This is a genomic window from Falsiroseomonas sp. (assembly GCF_041690465.1).
In the GTDB taxonomy this organism is placed as follows: domain Bacteria; phylum Pseudomonadota; class Alphaproteobacteria; order Acetobacterales; family Acetobacteraceae; genus Falsiroseomonas.
The window spans coordinates 66,858-84,343 of the sequence record NZ_JAWLHG010000002.1; the positions used below are offsets into that span (position 1 = coordinate 66,858).

Annotated in this window: 13 protein-coding genes; 6 read left to right on the forward strand and 7 right to left on the reverse strand. The window is 73.1% G+C overall.

The genetic code is table 11. The features are described 5' to 3' along the window. Window positions 1-2: 2 nt before the first annotated feature. The 3 genes from ACESM1_RS02505 to ACESM1_RS02515 are packed head-to-tail and all read right to left on the reverse strand — an operon-like array spanning window position 3 to window position 1,826. Window positions 3-314, reverse strand: coding sequence for a c-type cytochrome (locus ACESM1_RS02505; protein WP_372617423.1), 312 nt, complete (start codon window positions 312-314; stop codon window positions 3-5). A 13-nt stretch (window positions 315-327) separates the two neighbouring features. Next, the gene (locus ACESM1_RS02510; RefSeq protein WP_372617424.1) at window positions 328-1,080 is read right to left on the reverse strand and encodes an SDR family NAD(P)-dependent oxidoreductase; all 753 of its coding nucleotides are present in this window, start codon (window positions 1,078-1,080) and stop codon (window positions 328-330) included. Beyond that, a complete protein-coding gene (locus ACESM1_RS02515; RefSeq protein ID WP_372617426.1) occupies window positions 1,080-1,826 on the reverse strand; it encodes an SDR family oxidoreductase in 747 nt (248 codons plus the stop codon). The genes ACESM1_RS02510 and ACESM1_RS02515 overlap by 1 nt, the downstream gene beginning before the upstream one ends. Window positions 1,827-1,987: 161 nt before the next feature. On the opposite strand from ACESM1_RS02515, the gene ACESM1_RS02520 reads away from it, so the two are divergent. From ACESM1_RS02520 to ACESM1_RS02530, 3 genes are all read left to right on the forward strand, one after another. Next, entirely contained in the window at window positions 1,988-5,269 is a 3,282-nt protein-coding gene (locus ACESM1_RS02520; protein ID WP_372617428.1) for a DUF2126 domain-containing protein, read from the forward strand. Window positions 5,270-5,483: 214 nt separating this feature from the next. Further along, entirely contained in the window at window positions 5,484-7,931 is a 2,448-nt protein-coding gene (locus ACESM1_RS02525; RefSeq protein ID WP_372617430.1) for a circularly permuted type 2 ATP-grasp protein, read from the forward strand. A gap of 163 nt (window positions 7,932-8,094) precedes the next feature. Further along, the gene (locus ACESM1_RS02530) at window positions 8,095-8,979 is read left to right on the forward strand and encodes a transglutaminase N-terminal domain-containing protein (protein WP_372617431.1); all 885 of its coding nucleotides are present in this window, start codon (window positions 8,095-8,097) and stop codon (window positions 8,977-8,979) included. A 112-nt stretch (window positions 8,980-9,091) separates the two neighbouring features. Here ACESM1_RS02530 and ACESM1_RS02535 read toward each other — a convergent pair whose 3' ends face one another. After that, window positions 9,092-10,057: a Bug family tripartite tricarboxylate transporter substrate binding protein gene (locus tag ACESM1_RS02535; RefSeq protein WP_372617433.1), complete on the reverse strand. Its 966-nt coding sequence runs from the start codon at window positions 10,055-10,057 to the stop codon at window positions 9,092-9,094. A 2-nt stretch (window positions 10,058-10,059) separates the two neighbouring features. Beyond that, window positions 10,060-11,046, reverse strand: a complete 987-nt coding sequence (locus ACESM1_RS02540; protein WP_372617435.1) for a Bug family tripartite tricarboxylate transporter substrate binding protein — start codon at window positions 11,044-11,046, stop codon at window positions 10,060-10,062. Window positions 11,047-11,161: 115 nt separating this feature from the next. On the opposite strand from ACESM1_RS02540, the gene ACESM1_RS02545 reads away from it, so the two are divergent. Genes ACESM1_RS02545 through ACESM1_RS02555 form a run of 3 tightly spaced genes read left to right on the forward strand, consistent with a single transcriptional unit; the run spans window position 11,162 to window position 15,005 of the window. Further along, window positions 11,162-12,883, forward strand: coding sequence for an SMP-30/gluconolactonase/LRE family protein (locus tag ACESM1_RS02545; protein ID WP_372617437.1), 1,722 nt, complete (start codon window positions 11,162-11,164; stop codon window positions 12,881-12,883). Between the two features lie 14 nt (window positions 12,884-12,897). After that, window positions 12,898-13,827 (forward strand): dihydrodipicolinate synthase family protein, encoded by a 930-nt coding sequence (locus tag ACESM1_RS02550; protein ID WP_372617439.1) that lies wholly within the window; start codon window positions 12,898-12,900, stop codon window positions 13,825-13,827. Then, window positions 13,824-15,005, forward strand: coding sequence for a mandelate racemase/muconate lactonizing enzyme family protein (locus ACESM1_RS02555; protein WP_372617440.1), 1,182 nt, complete (start codon window positions 13,824-13,826; stop codon window positions 15,003-15,005). Before ACESM1_RS02550 ends, ACESM1_RS02555 begins: the two co-directional genes overlap by 4 nt. On the opposite strand, the gene ACESM1_RS02560 is transcribed toward ACESM1_RS02555, so the two are convergent. Together ACESM1_RS02560 and ACESM1_RS02565 are read right to left on the reverse strand one after the other, a co-directional pair. Further along, window positions 14,992-15,690 carry an EthD domain-containing protein gene (locus ACESM1_RS02560; protein WP_372617442.1) on the reverse strand — a complete coding sequence of 233 codons (699 nt, stop codon included), beginning with the start codon at window positions 15,688-15,690 and terminating at the stop codon, window positions 14,992-14,994. The two genes, ACESM1_RS02555 and ACESM1_RS02560, sit on opposite strands and share 14 nt — an antisense overlap. Before the next feature lies 1 nt (window position 15,691). Continuing rightward, entirely contained in the window at window positions 15,692-17,479 is a 1,788-nt protein-coding gene (locus ACESM1_RS02565) for an adenine deaminase (protein WP_372617443.1), read from the reverse strand. Window positions 17,480-17,486: the final 7 nt, after the last annotated feature.

Sequence of the window (17,486 nt, forward strand, 5' to 3'; positions counted from 1 at the left end):
CCTCAACGCGGCCGCTGCGACAGCAGGTAGGCGGCCAGATCCTGCGATTGGCGCAGCGTCAGCCCGTGATCGGGCATGGAGGCATGCGGCGTTCGCAGGAAGGTCGAGATGCTTCCCATCGTGCGTCCCGGCCGCATGGCGATCGCCATGAAGGAGGGAACCGCATCGCTGACCGGTCCGGGGCCATCCGGGGCGATGCGGTGGCAGTTCGCGCACCATTGCTCGGCGAGGCGCCTGCCCTCCGCCGCGTCCTGGGCGAGGACCGGCGCGGCCCAGACGGGCAGCATCGCCAGGACCGCCAGCATCCCTCTCATCGCATCGCTCCCTTCAATAGGTCGCCCGGCCGCCGGAGACGTCGAACACCGCGCCGGTGGAGAAGGAGCAGTCGGGGCTCGCCAGCCAGCAGATCAGCGCCGCGATCTCCTCCACCTCGACGAAACGCCCCATCGGGATCTTCGACAGCATGAAGGCGATGTGGGCCTCCGTCATCTGGTTGAAGATGTCCGTCTTGGCCGCTGCGGGCGTCACGCAGTTCACCAGCACGCCCTTCTGCGCAACTTCCTTCGCCAGGCTCTTGGTGTAGCCGATCAGCCCCGCCTTCGAGGCGCTGTAATGCGCGGCATTCGGGTTGCCCTCCTTCCCCGCCACCGAGGCGACATTGACGATGCGTCCCCACCCGTTGGCGATCAGGTGCGGCACCACCGCGGAAGCAACGATGAAGGGGGCGTTCAGGTTCACATCCACCACGCGGCGCCATTGCGGGACCGGGATCTCCCAGCTCGGCATGTTGCCGCCGGTGATGCCGGCATTGTTCACCAGGATGTCCACCTTGCCATGCGCGGCGATGGTCTTGGTCGTCGCGACGGCGACCGCGGCCTCGTCGGTCAGGTCGATCACCTCCGCGGTGACGGTGCCGTCGGCGGCCAGGGCGGCGCGGCTTTCCTCGGTCTTCGCCGGATCGAGGTCCCAGATCGAGACGCTGGCGCCGGAGGCGACCATGCGCCGGGCCACCGCCAGCCCGATGCCGCGCGCGCCACCGGTGACGATGGCGACGCGGCCGGCCAGATCGAGCTTGTTCATCAACCCCTCCCCACGAACGGCATCTTGGTGGCCATGATGGTCATGGTCAGCACATTGGTCTCGAGCGGCCAGTCCGCCATCTGCGCCACCGCCTTGCCGACATGCGCCACATCCATCCGCGGCTCGGGCTTGATCGTCCAATCGGCCTGCGGCACGCCGCCGGTCATGCGCTCGGTCATCGGGGTCGCGGCGTTGCCGATGTCGATCTGCCCCACCGCGATGTCGAAGCGGCGGCCATCGAGGTTCATGGATTTCGTCAGCCCCGTCACCGCGTGCTTGGTCGCGGTATAGGGTGCGCTGCCTGGCCGCGGCGCATGCGCGCTGATCGAGCCGTTGTTGATGATGCGCCCGCCCTGGGGCGACTGGTCCTTCATCATCCGGAACGCCGCATGGCCGCAGAGGAACATGCCGTTCAGGTTCACCGCCACCACCTTCAGCCATTGCTCGGCGGTCAATTCCTCGAAGGGCGTGCCGGGGACGTTGGTGCCGGCATTGTTGAACAGCAGGTCGAGCCGGCCGAACGCCGCCTTCACCTGGCCGAAGGCCGCTTCCACCGCCGCGGGGTCGGTGACGTCGGCGGGCAGCACCAGGGTCCGCGCCCCGCCGCACATGCCCCCCGTCTCCTCCAGCATGTCCTTGCGGCGGCCGAGCAGCGCCACCGCCCAGCCCTCGGCCGCCAACGCGGTGGCCGTCGCCCGGCCCACCCCGGAGCCTGCGCCCGTGACCAGCGCGAACCTGTCCGCCATGGATATCTCTCCCGTGCTTCGGCGTTCCCGGCCGGAGGGTGGCCCCCCGAGAGGGGGGCTGTCCAGGCACGCCGCCCGGCCGCGTCTCGCCTGCGCCCTTGCGGCCGCAGCCGTTCCGATGGGATAGCAACCGCGCATCCCAGGATCCGCGTCGCCCCTCCATGAGCATCCATGCCGCGCTGACCCATCGCACGCGCTACAGCTACGACCGGCTCGTCACGCTGTCGCCGCAGCTCATCCGGTTGCGCCCGGCGCCGCACAGCCGCACGCCGGTGCTGTCCTATTCGCTCGGCATCTCGCCGAAGCCGCATTTCCTCAACTGGGTGCAGGACCCCCAGGGCAATTTCTGCGCCCGCGTGGTGTTCCCCGAGCGCGTGCGGCATTTCGAGGTGACGGTGGACCTCGTCGCCGACATGGCGACGATCAATCCCTTCGACTTCTTCGTCGAACCCCAGGCCGAGGCCTTCCCCTTCGCCTACGATCCCGTGCTGGCCGAGGAACTCGCCCCCTTCCGCCGCACCGCCACGCCCGGCCCGCTGCTGGAGCGCTACCTGCGCGACATCCCCCGCAAGGCGCCGAACACCGTCAACTTCCTGGTGGACCTCAACCAGCGCCTCGCCGGCGAGATCGGCTACATCGTGCGGATGGAACCCGGCGTCTGGACGCCGGAGGAGGTGCTGGCCGAGCGCCGCGGCTCCTGCCGGGATTCCGGCTGGCTGCTGGTGAACATCCTGCGGCATCTCGGTTTCGCCGCGCGCTTCGTCTCCGGCTACCTGATCCAGCTGGTGCCCGATGTGAAGCCGGTGGACGGCCCCGCCGGCCCCGCCGCCGACTTCACCGACCTGCACGCCTGGTGCGAGGCCTATGTGCCCGGCGCCGGCTGGATCGGCCTCGACCCCACCTCCGGCCTGCTGGCCGGCGAGGGGCATATCCCGCTCGCCGCCACGCCCGAGCCCGCCTCCGCCGCGCCGATCACCGGCGGGGTGGACGAGTGCGAGACAAGCTTCGACTTCCACATGGAGGTCCGCCGCGTCGCCGAGACGCCGCGCGTGACGAAGCCCTACACCGGGGCGCAGTGGCACGCCGTGCAGGCGATGGGCGCGCAGGTGGACGCGGCGCTTGAAGCCGGCCAGGTGCGGCTGACCGTGGGCGGCGAGCCGACCTTCGTCGCCGGCTCCGACCGCGATGCGCCGGAGTGGAACACCGAGGCGCTCGGCCCCACCAAGCGCCGCTTCGCCGGCCGCCTGCTGCGCCGCCTGCAGCCGCTCTGGGCGCCGGGCGCGGCGCTGACCTATTCGCAGGGCAAGTGGTATCCCGGCGAGCAATTGCCGCGCTGGGCGCTCTACTGCCACTGGCGCGCCGATGGCGAGCCGGTCTGGACCGATCCCGCCCTGCTCGCCTCCGACGACGACACCGGCGATGCCACGCCGCAGGACGCCGCCGACTTCGCCACGCTGCTGGCCGGCAGGCTCGGCGTGGACCCGAAGCTGCGCATGGCCGCGCATGAGGACGCGCACTACTACCTCTGGCGCGAGAAGAAGCTGCCCGCGAACGTGCTGGCCGAGGCGGCGAAGCTGAAGGACCCGATGGAACGCGCGCGCCTCGCGCGGGTCTTCGGCCAGGGCATCGCGGCGGAGGTCGGCTCGGTGCTGCCGCTGCGCCGCGCCGGCGAGGGCGTCGCGCGCGCCTGGGAAAGCGGCGCCTGGTCCTTCCGCGAGGGCGAGCTGTTCCTGATCCCGGGCGACAGCCCGATCGGCTTCCGCCTGCCGCTCGACAGCCTGCCCTGGGCCGCGGACGAGGCGATCGAGGCCGAGCCCGAGCGCGATCCCTTCGCACCGCGCGAGCCGCTCAGGCCGCGGCGTGACCTGCCCGAAGGCCGGGCGCGCATCGTGGAGCAGCCGATACCGAAGCCGGGGAAGGCGGAGCCCGGCGTGGTCCGCACCGCGCTCTGCGTCGAGCCGCGGGGCGGCATGATCCATGTCTTCCTGCCGCCCCTGGCGCTCGCGCAGGACTGGCTGGAGCTGGTGGCGGCGATCGAGGAAACGGCGCGCGAGACCCGGCGAAAGGTCTTCCTGGAGGGCTATCTCGCCCCCTCGGACCCGCGGCTGCTGCATTTCTCCGTCACCCCCGATCCCGGCGTGATCGAGGTCAACATCCACCCCGCGACGCAGTGGGACGAACTGGTCGAGCGCACCACCACGCTCTACGAGGAGGCCCGCCAGGTCGGGCTGGAGGCGCAGAAATTCGCCCTCGACGGGCGGCATGTCGGCACCGGCGGCGGCAACCACATGGTGATGGGCGCCGCCGAGCCCGCCGACAGCCCCTTTCTCCGCCGGCCGGACCTGCTGAAGTCGCTGGTCGGCTTCTGGCACAACCATCCCTCGCTCTCCTACCTGTTCAGCGGCCAGTTCATCGGCCCGACCAGCCAGCATCCGCGCGTGGACGAGGCACGTTCCGATGCGGTGTTCGAGCTGGAAACCGCGCTCGCCCAGGTGCCGCCGAAAGGCAGCGATCCGCCGCCCTGGCTGGTGGACCGCATCTTGCGCAACCTGCTGGTGGACATGACCGGCAACACCCACCGCACCGAATTCTGCATCGACAAGCTCTACGACCCCGCCGGCCCCGGCGGCCGCCGCGGCCTGGTGGAGGTGCGCGGCTTCGAGATGCCGCCACATGCGCGGATGTCGCTGGTGCAGCAGCTCCTGCTGCGCGCGCTGGTCGCCGGCTTCTGGGAACGCCCCTACGAGCGCCGCCTGATCCATTGGGGCACGCGGCTCGCCGACGATTTCATGCTGCCGCATCATGTCGCGCGCGATTTTTCCGAGACGCTGGACGAGCTCGCGGCGATGGGGTTCCGCTTCGACCCCGCCTGGTTCGCGCCGCATCTCGAATTCCGCTTCCCGAGGATCGGCGGCATCGCGCTGCGCGACATGGAGCTCGAACTCCGCCATGCGCTGGAACCCTGGCACGTGCTGGGCGAGGAAAGCACGGCCGGCGGCACCGCCCGCTACGTGGACAGCAGCGTCGAACGCATCCAGGCGCGCGTCACCGGCTGGAGCCCCGAGCGCTTCACGCTCGCCTGCAACGGCGCCGCCGTGCCGCTGCACCCGACCGGAACCGAGGGCGAATACGTCGCCGGCGTGCGCTTCAAGGCGTGGGACCCTCCCTCCGCGCTGCACCCCACCATCCGCGCGCAGGCGCCGCTCGCCTTCGACATCTGGGACAGCTGGACCGGCCGCAGCCTCGGCGGCTGCACCCACCAGGTCGCACATCCCGGCGGGCGTCACTACGAGACCTTCCCGGTCAATGCCAACGAGGCCGAGGCGCGCCGCCGGGCGCTGTTCCTGCCCTTCGGCCACACGCCGGGCGCCATGCTGGAACCGCGCGCCATCCCCTCGCGCAGCCATCCGCGCACGCTCGACCTGCGGCGGGCGGTCCGATGACCGGAGCGCCGGCGGCGCGGAGGTCTGAATCGGCCCGTCTCAGCGGTCCGATGACCGGAGCGCCGGCGGCGCGGAGGTCTGAATCGGCCCGTCTCAGCGGTCCGATGACCGGAGCGCCAGCGGCGCCGAGGTCTGGATCGGCCCGCCTCGAGAGACACCCGACCTGAACGACCAACCGGCGCCTTCGGGAGGAGCCCCCGCGCAGCTCGACGAGATGGTGGACGGCCAGGGCCGCATCCGCCCGAGCTGGCGGCCGCTGCTCGGTGCCTTCTCGGCGCTCGGCTACAGCCAGCTCGCCGAGCGCGCCCGCCGCCTCGACCGCGCCTTCGAGGAGGAGAGCGTGGCCACCGTGCTGGAGGCGACGACGCCCGGCCAGCCCGGCCGCGCGCGGCGCCCCTGGCGCTGCGACCCGGTGCCGCTGATCCTGGCGGCGGCGGATTTCGCCACGCTGGAAGCCGGTCTGGCCCAGCGCGCGCGGCTCTTCGCCGGGCTGCTGGAGGATCTCTACGGCCCGCAGCGCGTGCTGGCCTCCGGCGCGGTGCCGGCGCGGCTGGTGTTCGGCAACCCGCATTTCCTCCGCCCCTGCCGCGCCCCGGCGGCACGGCCCTATCCGCGCCTGACCTTCTACGGCGCCGACCTGCTGCGCGGCCCGGATGGTCGCTGGCGCGTGCTGGCCGATCGCTGCGGCGGGGCCAATGGCGTGGGCTTCGCCGCGGAGAACCGCACCCTGCTCGGCCGCTACCTGCCCGAGGCCTTCCGCGCCGTGCAGGTGCGCACGCTGCGCCCCTTCTTCGACACCTGGCTCACCGCGCTGCAGGCCATCGCGCCCGACGGCGCCGACAATCCGCGCATCGCGCTGCTGACGCCCGGCGCTCGGCAGGAGACCTGGCTCGAACACCTCTACCTCTCGCGCGAGCTGGGCCTCGAGCTGGTCGAGAGCGGCGACCTAACGGTGCGCGGTGGCATGGTCTTCCTCAAGACGCTGCGCGGGCTGCGCCGGGTGGACGTGATCCTGCGCCGCACCAAGGGCGAGGCGAGCGACCCGCTCGAATTCGACCAGCACGGCGCCGGCGTGCCGGGCCTGATGGCCGCGCTGCGGGGCGGCACCGTCCGCATCGTCAATGCACCCGGTTCGATGGCCGGCGAGGCGCCCGGGCTGATGCCCTACCTCGCCGCCGCCGCCGCCGAGCTGCTCGGCGAGGAGCTGCTGCTGCCGCAGGTCGAGACGCTCTGGCTCGGCGATGCGGCCGCGCGGGAGACGGTGCGCGCGGCGCCCGAATGCTGGCGCCTGCGCTCCGCCTTCGACCCCGGCGAGCCGGTCCCTCTGGGCCCCTTGGAGGCCTTCGCCGGCCAGGCCGCCGGCGAGCCCTGGCGCTTCGCCGCGACGCGCCCGGTGCTTCCTTCCGCCGCGCCCTGCCTCGCCGGCGAGCGGCTTTCGCCGGCGCCGGTGCTGCTGCGCGTCTTCCTCGCCTGCGATGTCGGCGGCACCTGGCGCGCCATGCCCGGCGGCCTGGCGCATGTGCTGGGCGAGGTGGGGGAGGAGGGCATCGCCTCGCCCCCCTCGCGCCGCGGCACCGCCAAGGATGTCTGGGTGCTGGCCGAGGACAGCACCGACATCGTCGGCCCGCCGCCGCCGCGCGGCCCGAGCCTCGCCATCCGCCGTTCCTCCGGCGAATTGCCGAGCCGCGTCGCCGACGAGCTCTACTGGCTCGGCCGTTACCTCGAACGGCTGGAATCCGCCGCGCGCCTGATCCGCGCTCTGCTGACACGCCTGCTGCGCGGCGCCGCCCTGCCGCGCGAGCTCGCCGAGATGCGCGCCCTCGCGCGCTGCCTTCACGGCGCCGGCGTGCTGGATGCGCAATCCGCCGCCAGCGCCCCCGATGGCGGCGCCCTGCCGCGCGCCATCGCCGCCGCCGCCGCGCCCGGCGGGTCGCTCGCCGCGCTGGTGGAGGCGGTGGAACGGCCGCAGGCGGCGGTGCGCGACCGCCTGACCCACGACATGTGGGCGGCGCTGGCGCAGCTCAGCCAGGAAGGCCGCGGGCGGCTGGCCGCGGCCGGCGTCGGCCTCGACAAGCTGGCGGAAGCCGCGACCGCGATCATCCGCGCCTGCACCAACCTGTCCGGCCTCGCCGCCGAGAACATGGTGCGGGGCGGCGCCTGGATGTTCCTCGACCTCGGCCGGCGGATCGAGCGCGCGCAGGTCACCGCGCGCAATGTCGGCCAGGCGCTGTCGGAGCCGCCCGGCAGGATCGAATCCGGGCTGCGGCTGGCCTTGGAGCTGTGCGATTCCACGCTGACCTATCGCGCACGCTACCTCGGCGCGGTGCAGCCCGCACCGGTGCTGGACCTGGTGCTAGCCGATCCCGGCAATCCGCGCGCGCTCGGCTTCCAGCTCGCCGCGGTGGCGGAGCGGCTGGCCGAGATCGGCGAGGTGGACGACCAGCTCGCCGCCAATGCCGCCGCGCTGGCGCAGCGCCCGCAGGAGATGGTGGACGAGGTGCTGCTCTCCGCCGACCGCCACCTTGCCGCCGCGGGCCTGCCCAGCGCGCTGTTCGCGCTGCAGGACGAGCTCGGCGCGCTCTCCGACGCCGTGGCGCGGCGCTACGTCTCGCATGTGCGCGCCCAGGTGCTGGGCGAGGACGAGCCGGAGGGCGGAGCGTGATACCCGCCTCACGAAGCCCCGGCCTGCGGCGGGCGTCACGCCGGAGGCGTGCCTTCGGCGCGAAGCCCGCCGAGCGGCCGAATGGCCGCCGCCACCGGTGTGGCGAGCCAGGCGCAGCGCCGGCGCCTGAGGGTGAAATGCATCAGCATTTCACGAGGCAAGCGTGAGCGCGCCGCTCCGCACGCGCTATGCGCTGCGCCACTCCACGGTCTACCGCTATGCCGCGCCGGTGGACATCGCCGCGCACCTGCTGCACCTGACGCCGCGCCAGGTCCCTGGCCAGATGCTGGAGGCAATGGCGCTGGAGGTCTCGCCGGCGCCCGCATACCGGACCGAGGGCACCGACCATTTCGGCAACGGCGTCTCCTGGCTGTCCATCGAGGCGCCGCATGCCTGCCTGGAAGTGGTGCTGGAAGCGGTGGTGGAGGTCGGCTTCGCCCCCCCGCCGCCGACCGACGCCACCCCCGCCTGGGAGCGGGTCCGCGACGCCGCCTCCCGGGCGGAAGGCGCCTCGGCGGCAGAGTTCACCCTGCCCAGCGCGCATGCGCCCGCCGAGCCCGGCGCCGGCGCCTATGCCGCGCAGAGCTTCCCGCCGGGGCGGCCGGTACTGGCCGGCCTGCTGGAGCTGAACGCGCGGATCAAGCGCGACTTCGCCTTCCGCGCCGGCGTGACCACCATCTCGACCCCGGTGTCCCAGGTGCTGGCCGGGCGCGTCGGCGTCTGCCAGGACTTCGCGCATCTGATGATCGCCGGCCTGCGCGCGCTCGGCCTGCCCGCGCGCTACTGCTCCGGCTATATCCGCACCCGCCCGCCGCCCGGTCAGGCCCGCCGGCAGGGCGCCGACCAGAGCCATGCCTGGGTCGGCTGCTGGCTCGGGCCCGAGCATGGCTGGGTGGACCTCGACCCCACCAACGACCTGGTGGTGCGGGACGAACACCTGCTGCTCGGCTGGGGCCGCGACTTCGCCGATGTCAGCCCGGTCAAGGGCATCCTGCTCGGCGGCGGCAAGCAGGCGCTGGAGGTCAGCGTGGATCTGGTGGAGGCGTGAGCCTCAGGCCAACGGCCAACTTCGTTGACCGACGATGTGCGCTTTTCTGTGCCCTCAGGCGCGGGGCCGCATTCGCGCCCTCGGCATCGGTCGAGGACCGACGCCGCCAGTATCACTCGATCCGCACATTCGCCCGCCGCGGCACCGCCGACCATTGCTCGACCTGTGCCGTGTAGAAGCTCCCCCATTCCGCGCGCGACATCGGCGCCGGGATCAACCCGAGCCCCTGCAGCCGCGCCGCCACCTCCGGCATCGCCGCCACCTGCGCGAAGGCCGCGTGCAGCCTGTCGAGCGCCGCGGCCGGCGCCGCGCGCGGCGCGATCACGCCGAACCAGCTATCGGCCTGCAGCGCCGCCACGCCGAGCTCCGCGAAGCTCGGCACCTCCGGCAGCAGCGGGCTGCGCGTCGGGCTGGTGACGGCCAGCGCGCGCAGCCTGCCGGCCTGCACATGGCCAGCGACCTCCAGCACGTTGCTGACCATGAAATCCAGCCGCCCGGCGATCAGGTCCGCCTGGCCCTGCGGCCCGCTGCGATAGGGCACGTGTTCCAGCCTCAACCCCAGCGCTTCCTTCATGATCTGGTGTGCCGGCTGCCAGCCGGCCAGCGCGGCGCTGCCCGTCTGCAGGGGCTGCCGCGCCGCGCGCCCGCGTGCCGCCAGGCCGGCCAGGTCGCGGTCCGGCGAGGCCGCCGGCACCACCAGCACATTCGCCGAATGCCCGGCGAAGAACACCGGCGCGAAATCGCCGAGCGTGTCATAGGGCAGCCGCGCATAGAGGCCGGGCGCCACCGCATGCGCATTGGCGATCAGCAGGATGGCGTAGCCATCCGGCGCTGCCTTGGCAGTGCGATCGGAGGCGATGGTGCCGCCCGCGCCGGTGACGTTCTGCACCACCACCGGCTGGCCGAGCAGCGGCTGCATCCGCTCCGCCAGGGTACGGGCGATGATGTCGGTCGCACCGCCCGCGCCATAGCCGACCATCAGCGTGACTGGTCGGTCCGGCCAGCGGGTCTGCGCCGAAGCCGGCCCGGTCGCGGCGGCGAGCGCGGCGCCGAGCGCCGCGCGACGGGACAGGTCCATCCTCACTCCACCACGATGTTCTGTGCGCGCGCCAACTCCCGGAAGGTCTGCACCTCCCGCTCCATGAACGCCCGAAACGCCTCCGGCGTGGTCTGCTGCGGCATCTCCAGGAAGGTGGCGCGGTAGCGCTCCACCGTCTCCGGGTTGCGCAGGAAGGCCTGCGTTTCCTGCGCGAGCCGCGCCAGGATCGGCGCCGGCGTTCCCGCGGGCGCCGCCAGGCCATGCCAGGACGCCAGCTCCGCCCCGGCATAGGTCTCGTTCAGCGCCGGCAGGTCGGGATAGGCCGGCATGCGCACCGGCGCCGTGGTGGCCAGCGCGCGGATGCGGCCGTCCCTGATCAGCTGCGCCGTGGTCGCCGCGACATCGAGCGAGACCTCCACCGTGCCGGCCAGCAGCGCCTGCAGCAGCGGCCCGCCGCCGGCGAAGGGCACATGCGTCATGCGGATGCCGGCCTTGGCCATGAACAGCTCCATGCCGAGATGCAGCGATGAGCCGACGCCGGAGGAGCCGAAATTGATCGCCTCCGGATTCGCCTTCGCCCGCGCCACCAGGTCGGCCACCGTGCGCACCTCCGGCAGCTTCTGCGGGTTCACCAGCAGCAGCGCCGGCGTCACCGCAAGGTTGGAGATCGGCGCGAAATCCTCGACGGGGCGGTAGGGCAGGGGCTGGCGTCGCACCGCCGGCACGATGGCGTTGGCGGCGATGTTGATCAGCCCGACCGTGTAGCCATCCGGCGCCGACTTCGCGAGCGCGTCCACGCCGATGGTGCTGCCCGCGCCGCCGCGATTCTCCACCACCACGGAGCGGCCGAGCGCCGACTGGAAATGCGCCGCCAGCATGCGGCCGACCAGGTCCGCCGCGCCGCCCGGCGGGAAGGGCACGATGAAGCGGATGTTGCGCGACGGCCAGGCCTCCTGCGCACGGAGGGTCACGGGGGCGGCGAGCGCGCCGGCCCCCAGCAGCAGGGCGTGGCGACGGGTGATGCACATTGGCTCTCTCCTCCGTGTTCCGTCCGGGCGGCTTGTCATCCGTGGAACTTGGTTCCACGATATGGACACTCGCGGGACGGGTCAACGCCCCGCTCCCGCCCCACGCAGGAGGACCATGCAGCGCCCACGCCCCCGCAGCGCCGAGACCGAGGAGGAGGCCGGGTCCGTGCCCGGCACCCAGGCGCTGACGCGTGGCATCGCGCTGCTCAACCTGGTCGCCGACGCCCCCGCGCCGCTGCGCTTCACCGAGATCGCCGAGCGTGCCGGCCTCGCCCGCCCCACCGCGCACCGCATCCTCGCCGCCCTCACCGAGGCCCGGCTGCTGCGCCAGGATCCCGTCAGCCAGACCTTCGCCCTCGGCCCCCGCCTGATGGAGATGGCGCATCGCGTCTGGGAGGGCTTCGACCTGCGCGCCGCCGCCGCCACGGAGCTCGACCGCCTTGCGCGCCTGGCCGGCGAGACCGCACGGCTCGCGGTGCTGGAAGGCGACGCGGTGCTCTACGTCGACCAGCGTGACGCCGAGCAGGAGGCGGTGCGCCTGGTCAACCGCGTCGGCGCCCGCGTGCCGCCGCATGCGAGTGCCGCCGGCAAGGCCATGCTCGCGCAGCTTCCCGCCGCCGAGCGCCGCGCGCTGCTGGAACGCCTGGCCCCGCTCGCCACGCCCGGGCCGCGCACGGTCACGGAAGTTGCGGCGCTGGAGCGCGACCTCGCGCTCTCCGCCGCGCGCGGCTACGCGCTCTCGCTCGAGGAGGCGGCGGCCGGCGTGAACGGCGTCGCCGCCGCCGTGCTGGACCGCCGCGCCCGGCCGCTCGGCGCCATCGCGCTCGTCGGCCCCGCCTTCCGCCTGCCCGAGGCGCAGCTGCACGCGCTCGGGCGCGAGGTGATGGAGGCGGCGCGTCGCGTCTCCGGCAATGCGGCGCAGTCCGCGATGACGCTCGCCGTCGCGCCGCGCCCAGAAGCCGTCTCGCCCGGCGTCGAGCTCGCCGTGCGCGCGGAGGCGCTGCTCGGCGAAGGCCCGCTGTGGTCGGCGCGCGAGGGCCGGCTGCTCTGGGTGGATATCCTCGCCCCCGCCATCCATGTCAGCGACCCCGCCACCGGCGCCGACCGCGTGCTGCAAACGGAGGAGATGGTCGCCGCGCTGGCGCCGCGCGAAGGCGGCGGCTTCGTCGCCGCGGCCCGTTCCGGCCTGCGCGTCTTCGATGGCGCGGCGCTGGGCAAGGTGCTCGCCGCGCCGATCGCCGAAGGTGCGCCGCTGCGCCTCAACGACGGCCGGTGCGATGCGCGCGGCCGCTTCTGGGTGGGAAGCCTCGCGCTGGATTCCACGCCCGATGCCGGCGCGCTGCATCGCCTCGACCCCGACGGCTCGGCGCGCGTGATGCAGGCCGGGCTTCATGTGCCGAACGGCCTCGGCTTCAGCCCCGACGGCACGCGGCTCTACCTGGCCGACAGCGCGCGGCGCCGCGTGGATGTGCATGATTTCGATCTCGCTTCCGGCAGCATCGCCAACCGCCGCGTCTTCGTCGCGTTGGCGGAAGGCGAGGGCGTGCCGGATGGGCTGGCGGTGGATGAGGCGGGCGGCGTGTGGATCGCGCTCTGGGATGGCTGGCGCGTCGCGCGCTATGCGCCCGATGGCAGCCTCGACCGCGTCATCCACCTGCCGGTGCCACGGCCGACGAGCTGCTGCTTCGGCGGCGAGGACCTTGGCACGCTCTACGTCACCAGTGCGCGGGTGCGGCTTTCCGCGGCGCAGCTTGCCGAGGCGCCGCTCTCCGGCAGCGTCTTCGCCGTGGATGCGGGCGGCGCGCGCGGCCTGCCAGAACCGGCATTCCGCGGATGAGGGAAGGAACGAACATGACGCGCATCGCCGGGGTCTTCCCCGTGCTCCCCACTCCGTTCGCGCCGGATGGTGCGCCCGACAAGGCGGCCTTCCTGCGCCTCGCCGATTTCGCCATCGAGGCCGGGGTGGATGGCGTCGTCTTCCCCGGCATGGCGAGCGAGGTGGAGACGCTTTCCGCCGACGAGCGTGCCGACCTCGTCGCCGTGCTGGGCACGCATCTCGCCGGCCGGCTGCCCTTCGTCGTCGGCGCCAGCCACGCCGACCCGCGCGAGGCCGCCGACCGCGCCCGCGAGGGCCGCGAGGCCGGCGCGCGCGCCGCGATGATCATGGCGCCTCCCGCCTGCGGGCAGGATGTGGAGAAGCACGTCGCCTTCTACGCCGCGATCGAGGATGCGGTGCCCGGCTTCGCGCTGATGCTGCAGAACGCGCCCGCGCCGAACGGTGCCGGCCTGCCGCCCGAGGCTGTCGCCGCCATCGCCGCGCGGGTGCCGGCGATCAAATACGTGAAGGAGGAGACGCTGCCCTGCGGCCAGCACGTCACCCGCATCCTGGCTGCCTCGGCCGGCGGGCGGGCCGCGTCGAACGATGGGCTGGAGGGCGTGATGGGTGGCGCCGGCGCGCGCTTCATCCTCGATGAGCTCGCCCGCGGCGCCTGCGGCACCATGCCGGCGCTGGAGCTTGCCGATGCGCATGTCGCGCTGTGGCGGGCCTGGCAGCGCGGCGACCGCGCGGAGGCGCGGCGGATCTACACCCTCACGCTGCCGCTGCTCGCCTTCCAGATGACCTTCCGCGTGCGCGCGACGAAGGAGGTGCTGAAGCGACGCGGCCTGCTCACCCATACCGGCGCCCGCGCCGCCGGGCCGAAGCTCGACGAGGGCGACTTGGCGGAGATCGGCGAGCTGCTCGCCACCGCCGCGCCGACGCTGACGATGCATCGGCCATGACCGACCGCATCGAGCGCGTCACCGCGTACATCGTCGAGATCCCGCGCGACGTTCCCTATCTCGGCCCGCTGCGCGAGGGCGAGTTCGTCAATCGCCGCGGCTACATCGTGCGCAGCGGCAACCGCACGCTCTATCCCACCAGCGACCGCTCCGTGCTGCTGCGCGTGGACACCGAGCAGGGCCTCACCGGCTGGGGCGAGACCTACGGCATCGTCGCGCCCGAAGCGGTGCGCGCCATCGTGGAGGACGTGGTCGCGCCCGTGCTGGAGGGCCGCGATCCTTCCGCGCCCGCCGTGATCCACGAGGACCTCTACGACCTCATGCGCGTCCGCGGCTTCTTCGGCGGCTTCTATCTCGACACGCTCGCGGCGGTGGATATCGCGCTGTGGGACCTGCTCGGCAGGCGCCTCGGCGTGCCCGTCTCGACGCTTCTTGGCGGGCGGCGGCATGCGCAGATCGCGGCGTACGTCTCCGGCCTGCCGCGCGCGACGCTGCCCGAGCGCGTCGCCTTCGCGCGCGAATGGCAGGCGAAGGGCTTCCGCGGCTTCAAGTTCGCCGCCGTCGTCGCCGATGACGGCGTGGAGGCCGAGATGACCGCGCTGCGCGAGGGCCTCGGCCCGGCCGCCGAGATCATGGCCGACCTCCACTGGCGCCACACCGCGCCGGAGGCGATCCGCCTGATCCGCCGGCTGGAAACGCACCGCCTGGCCTTCGCCGAAGCGCCCTGCGCGCCCGAGGATATCGAGGGCATCGCCCAGGTCGCGCGCAGCGTCGGCGTGCCCGTCGCGCTCGGCGAGGAATTGCGTACCGTGCACGAATGGCAGTCGCGCCTGGCCGCGCGCTGCCTCGGCGTCGGCCAGCCCGAGATGGGCCGCACCGGCATCACGCAATTTGCCCGCATCGGCGCGTTGTGCCAGGCGAACCACGTGGCGCTGATGCCGCATGCCGCGGTCGGCGTCGGGCTGTTCATGGCCGCCAGCCTGCAGGCCAGTTCCACGCTGCAGCGCCTGCCCTGGCACGAATACCAGCACAGCATCTTCGACCCGAACCTGCGCCTGACGCAGCCCACCGGCACGCGCCACATGCAGTGCGAGGCCGGCTTCTACACCCTGCCGGACGGCCCCGGCCTCGGCGTGGAACCGAGCGAGGCGATGTTCGCGCAGGTCATCCCGGCCTAGCTTTCAGCACATGCTCCGTGCTGTAGAGCCGCGTCGCACGCGCGAGGAAATGCCCGACATCGTGGACGATCGCCGCACGCCCCGCTTCGGAATCGAACCAACGGGTCGTCATCGCCTCCACCGACGGGAAGTGCAGCTCCGCGATGCCGTGGAAGCGTGGCACCGGCAGCGTGTGCGCATCGGTCGCCTCCACCCAGTCACGCACGTAGCGCGCCATGCCGACATGCACGCGCAGCGCCAGCCCTGCATGATGCGCCCATAGGCGCTGGGCGACCGGCGCCGGCAGGTCTTCGTGGAAGCTCATCAGCGAGAGGAACTTCACGCCCGCCGCCTGTCCCGCCGGTCGCGGCAGCGCGTCCTTCTCGACGGACTCGCTCACCCGGATGGAGGCGCGCGGCGCTCCGTGCGTCGCCTCGTCCAGCACCGCCAGCGCGCGCGCCAGCGTCTCCGGCGCGCCCCAGAGATCCACCACCGCGTCGCAGTCCGGCTCGGCCGGCGCCACAGGCTCGCCGGGGCGCTGCCAGGGCGGCACCTCCGGCGTCGCATCCACCACGTCCACCGACAGCGCCTCCAGCGCCGGCACGGCGGCGAGCAGCGCCGGCCCGACCTCGCCGAGCATCCGCGCGCGGAAAGCCGGGCGGTCGCTTCCCGGCGGCGCGGCGAGGAAAAGGCGGTGCTTCGCCATCTCAGGCATCCAGCGTCTCGGCGGGGTCGAACACCTCGCCGGTACCGCCATCGGTCAGGCCGAGATCGGTGGGGTGCGGGCCCGGGTTGCAGGCCAGCGAGATGCCCGTCAGTCCGCGGAAGACGCGGAAGGGCGGCTGCCATTCCATCACGCGGTCGGCCGCTTCCCGCAGCTTCGCGAAACCCGCCGCCGTCTCCGCCGCCGGCGTCTCGGCAAGCAGGCCGGCGATCGGCAGCGGCAGCAACGCCGTCACCTGCCCGCGCTCGGCCACCGCCATGCCGCCGCCGCAGGCGATCAGCGCATTCGCCGCCGCCTGCATGTCGTCGGGATCGCGGCCGAGCACCAGCAGGTTGTGGCTGTCATGGGCGATGGTGGTGGCGATGGCGCCGCGCGGTGCGCCCCAGCCATCCGCGAGGCAGGTGCGCGGCACCGCGGGCGCGCGGCCATGGCGGTGGATCATGGTGATCGCCGCATGACCGCGCGGGATCTGCACCACGCCGTCGCGCAGCTCGACCTCGACTTCGCCCCAGCTGGTATAGCGCGCACCGACCACTTTGCGCAGCTTCGCGCGGCCGGCGCCGCCGACGCGCAGCTCGAAGGCCTCGCGCGGCTGCGGAGAGAGCTTCATCGTGCCGCGAGGCACGTGAGCGAGAGGCGTATCGCGCGCGCCGTGCGGCCGCGGCAGCGTCGACAGCAGCCGGCCTTCGCGCGCCACCACGCGCCCGGCCGCCACCACGCGCTCCACCGCGACGGAGGGCAGGTCGCTCAGCACCACGATATCCGCCTGCCGCCCCGGCGCGACCAGGCCGAGATCGTCGCGCTTGAGCCGCATTGCCGCATGCAATGTCGTCATGCGGATCGCCGCGACCGGCGAGACGCCGCGCGCGATCACGCGGGAAATCGTATCGCGCAGCCCGCCCTTCGCCACCAATTCGTCGGGGAAGACGTCGTCGGTGCAGAGCACCAGGTTCGGCGGCAGCAGCGGCAGCGTGGCGAGCGCGGTCAGCACGCCGGGCAGCACGTAGTCGTGGCTGCCCCGCAGCTCCACCGTCATCCCCGCGCGCAGCTTCTGGAGGAAGTCCTCCGCCTCCACGATCTCGTGGTCGGAGGTGACGCCGGCCGTCGCATAGGCCTGCAGATCGGCGTCGCGCATGCCGCGCGCATGGCCGTTGACGTTCTTGCCGGACGCGAGCCCGGCGCCGACGATGCCGCGCATATGCGCGGTGCCGCGCAGCACGCCCGGCATGTCCATGACCTCGGCCACGCCGACCACCTCCGGCCAGCGCAACATGTCCGTCATCTCCGCCGCCCCGATCTCGGCACCCGCCAGTTCCAGGCCGGGCGCCGAGGGCACGCAGGACGGGGCCGCTATCAGGGTTCGCAGCGGCAAATCCCGGGAAACCTCGATCGCCCAGCGCACGCCGTCGAGGCCGAGCACGTTCGCCAGCTCATGCGGATCCCAGACGCAGGTGGTGGTGCCGGCGGGCACCACCACGGACGCATAATCCACCGGCGCCATCAGGCTGCTCTCGTAGTGCAGGTGGCTGTCGATGAAGCCGGGCGCGAGGAAGCGCCCCGCCACATCCTCCACCGCCGGCGCATCCTCGCGCGCACCTTGCGGATGCACGCTGGCGATCAGCGTCCCGACGATGCCGACATCCGCCGCGCGCAGCTCGCCGGTGGCGACATCCACCACCGTGCCGCCGGCCAGCAGCAGGTCGAAGGCCGCCGCGCCGCGCGCGGCCTGCACGGCGCGGGCACGGATGACCGGATCGACCTGCTCGTTCATGACCGGC

Coding starts and splice junctions, on each gene's coding strand:
- ACESM1_RS02505 (WP_372617423.1), bottom strand. CDS start 314: ATGAGAGGGATGCTGGCGGTCCTGGCGATGCTGCCCGTCTGGGCCGCG.
- ACESM1_RS02510 (WP_372617424.1), bottom strand. CDS start 1,080: ATGAACAAGCTCGATCTGGCCGGCCGCGTCGCCATCGTCACCGGTGGC.
- ACESM1_RS02515 (WP_372617426.1), bottom strand. CDS start 1,826: ATGGCGGACAGGTTCGCGCTGGTCACGGGCGCAGGCTCCGGGGTGGGC.
- ACESM1_RS02520 (WP_372617428.1), top strand. CDS start 1,988: ATGAGCATCCATGCCGCGCTGACCCATCGCACGCGCTACAGCTACGAC.
- ACESM1_RS02525 (WP_372617430.1), top strand. CDS start 5,484: ATGGTGGACGGCCAGGGCCGCATCCGCCCGAGCTGGCGGCCGCTGCTC.
- ACESM1_RS02535 (WP_372617433.1), bottom strand. CDS start 10,057: ATGGACCTGTCCCGTCGCGCGGCGCTCGGCGCCGCGCTCGCCGCCGCG.
- ACESM1_RS02540 (WP_372617435.1), bottom strand. CDS start 11,046: ATGTGCATCACCCGTCGCCACGCCCTGCTGCTGGGGGCCGGCGCGCTC.
- ACESM1_RS02545 (WP_372617437.1), top strand. CDS start 11,162: ATGCAGCGCCCACGCCCCCGCAGCGCCGAGACCGAGGAGGAGGCCGGG.
- ACESM1_RS02550 (WP_372617439.1), top strand. CDS start 12,898: ATGACGCGCATCGCCGGGGTCTTCCCCGTGCTCCCCACTCCGTTCGCG.
- ACESM1_RS02555 (WP_372617440.1), top strand. CDS start 13,824: ATGACCGACCGCATCGAGCGCGTCACCGCGTACATCGTCGAGATCCCG.
- ACESM1_RS02560 (WP_372617442.1), bottom strand. CDS start 15,690: ATGGCGAAGCACCGCCTTTTCCTCGCCGCGCCGCCGGGAAGCGACCGC.
- ACESM1_RS02565 (WP_372617443.1), bottom strand. CDS start 17,479: ATGAACGAGCAGGTCGATCCGGTCATCCGTGCCCGCGCCGTGCAGGCC.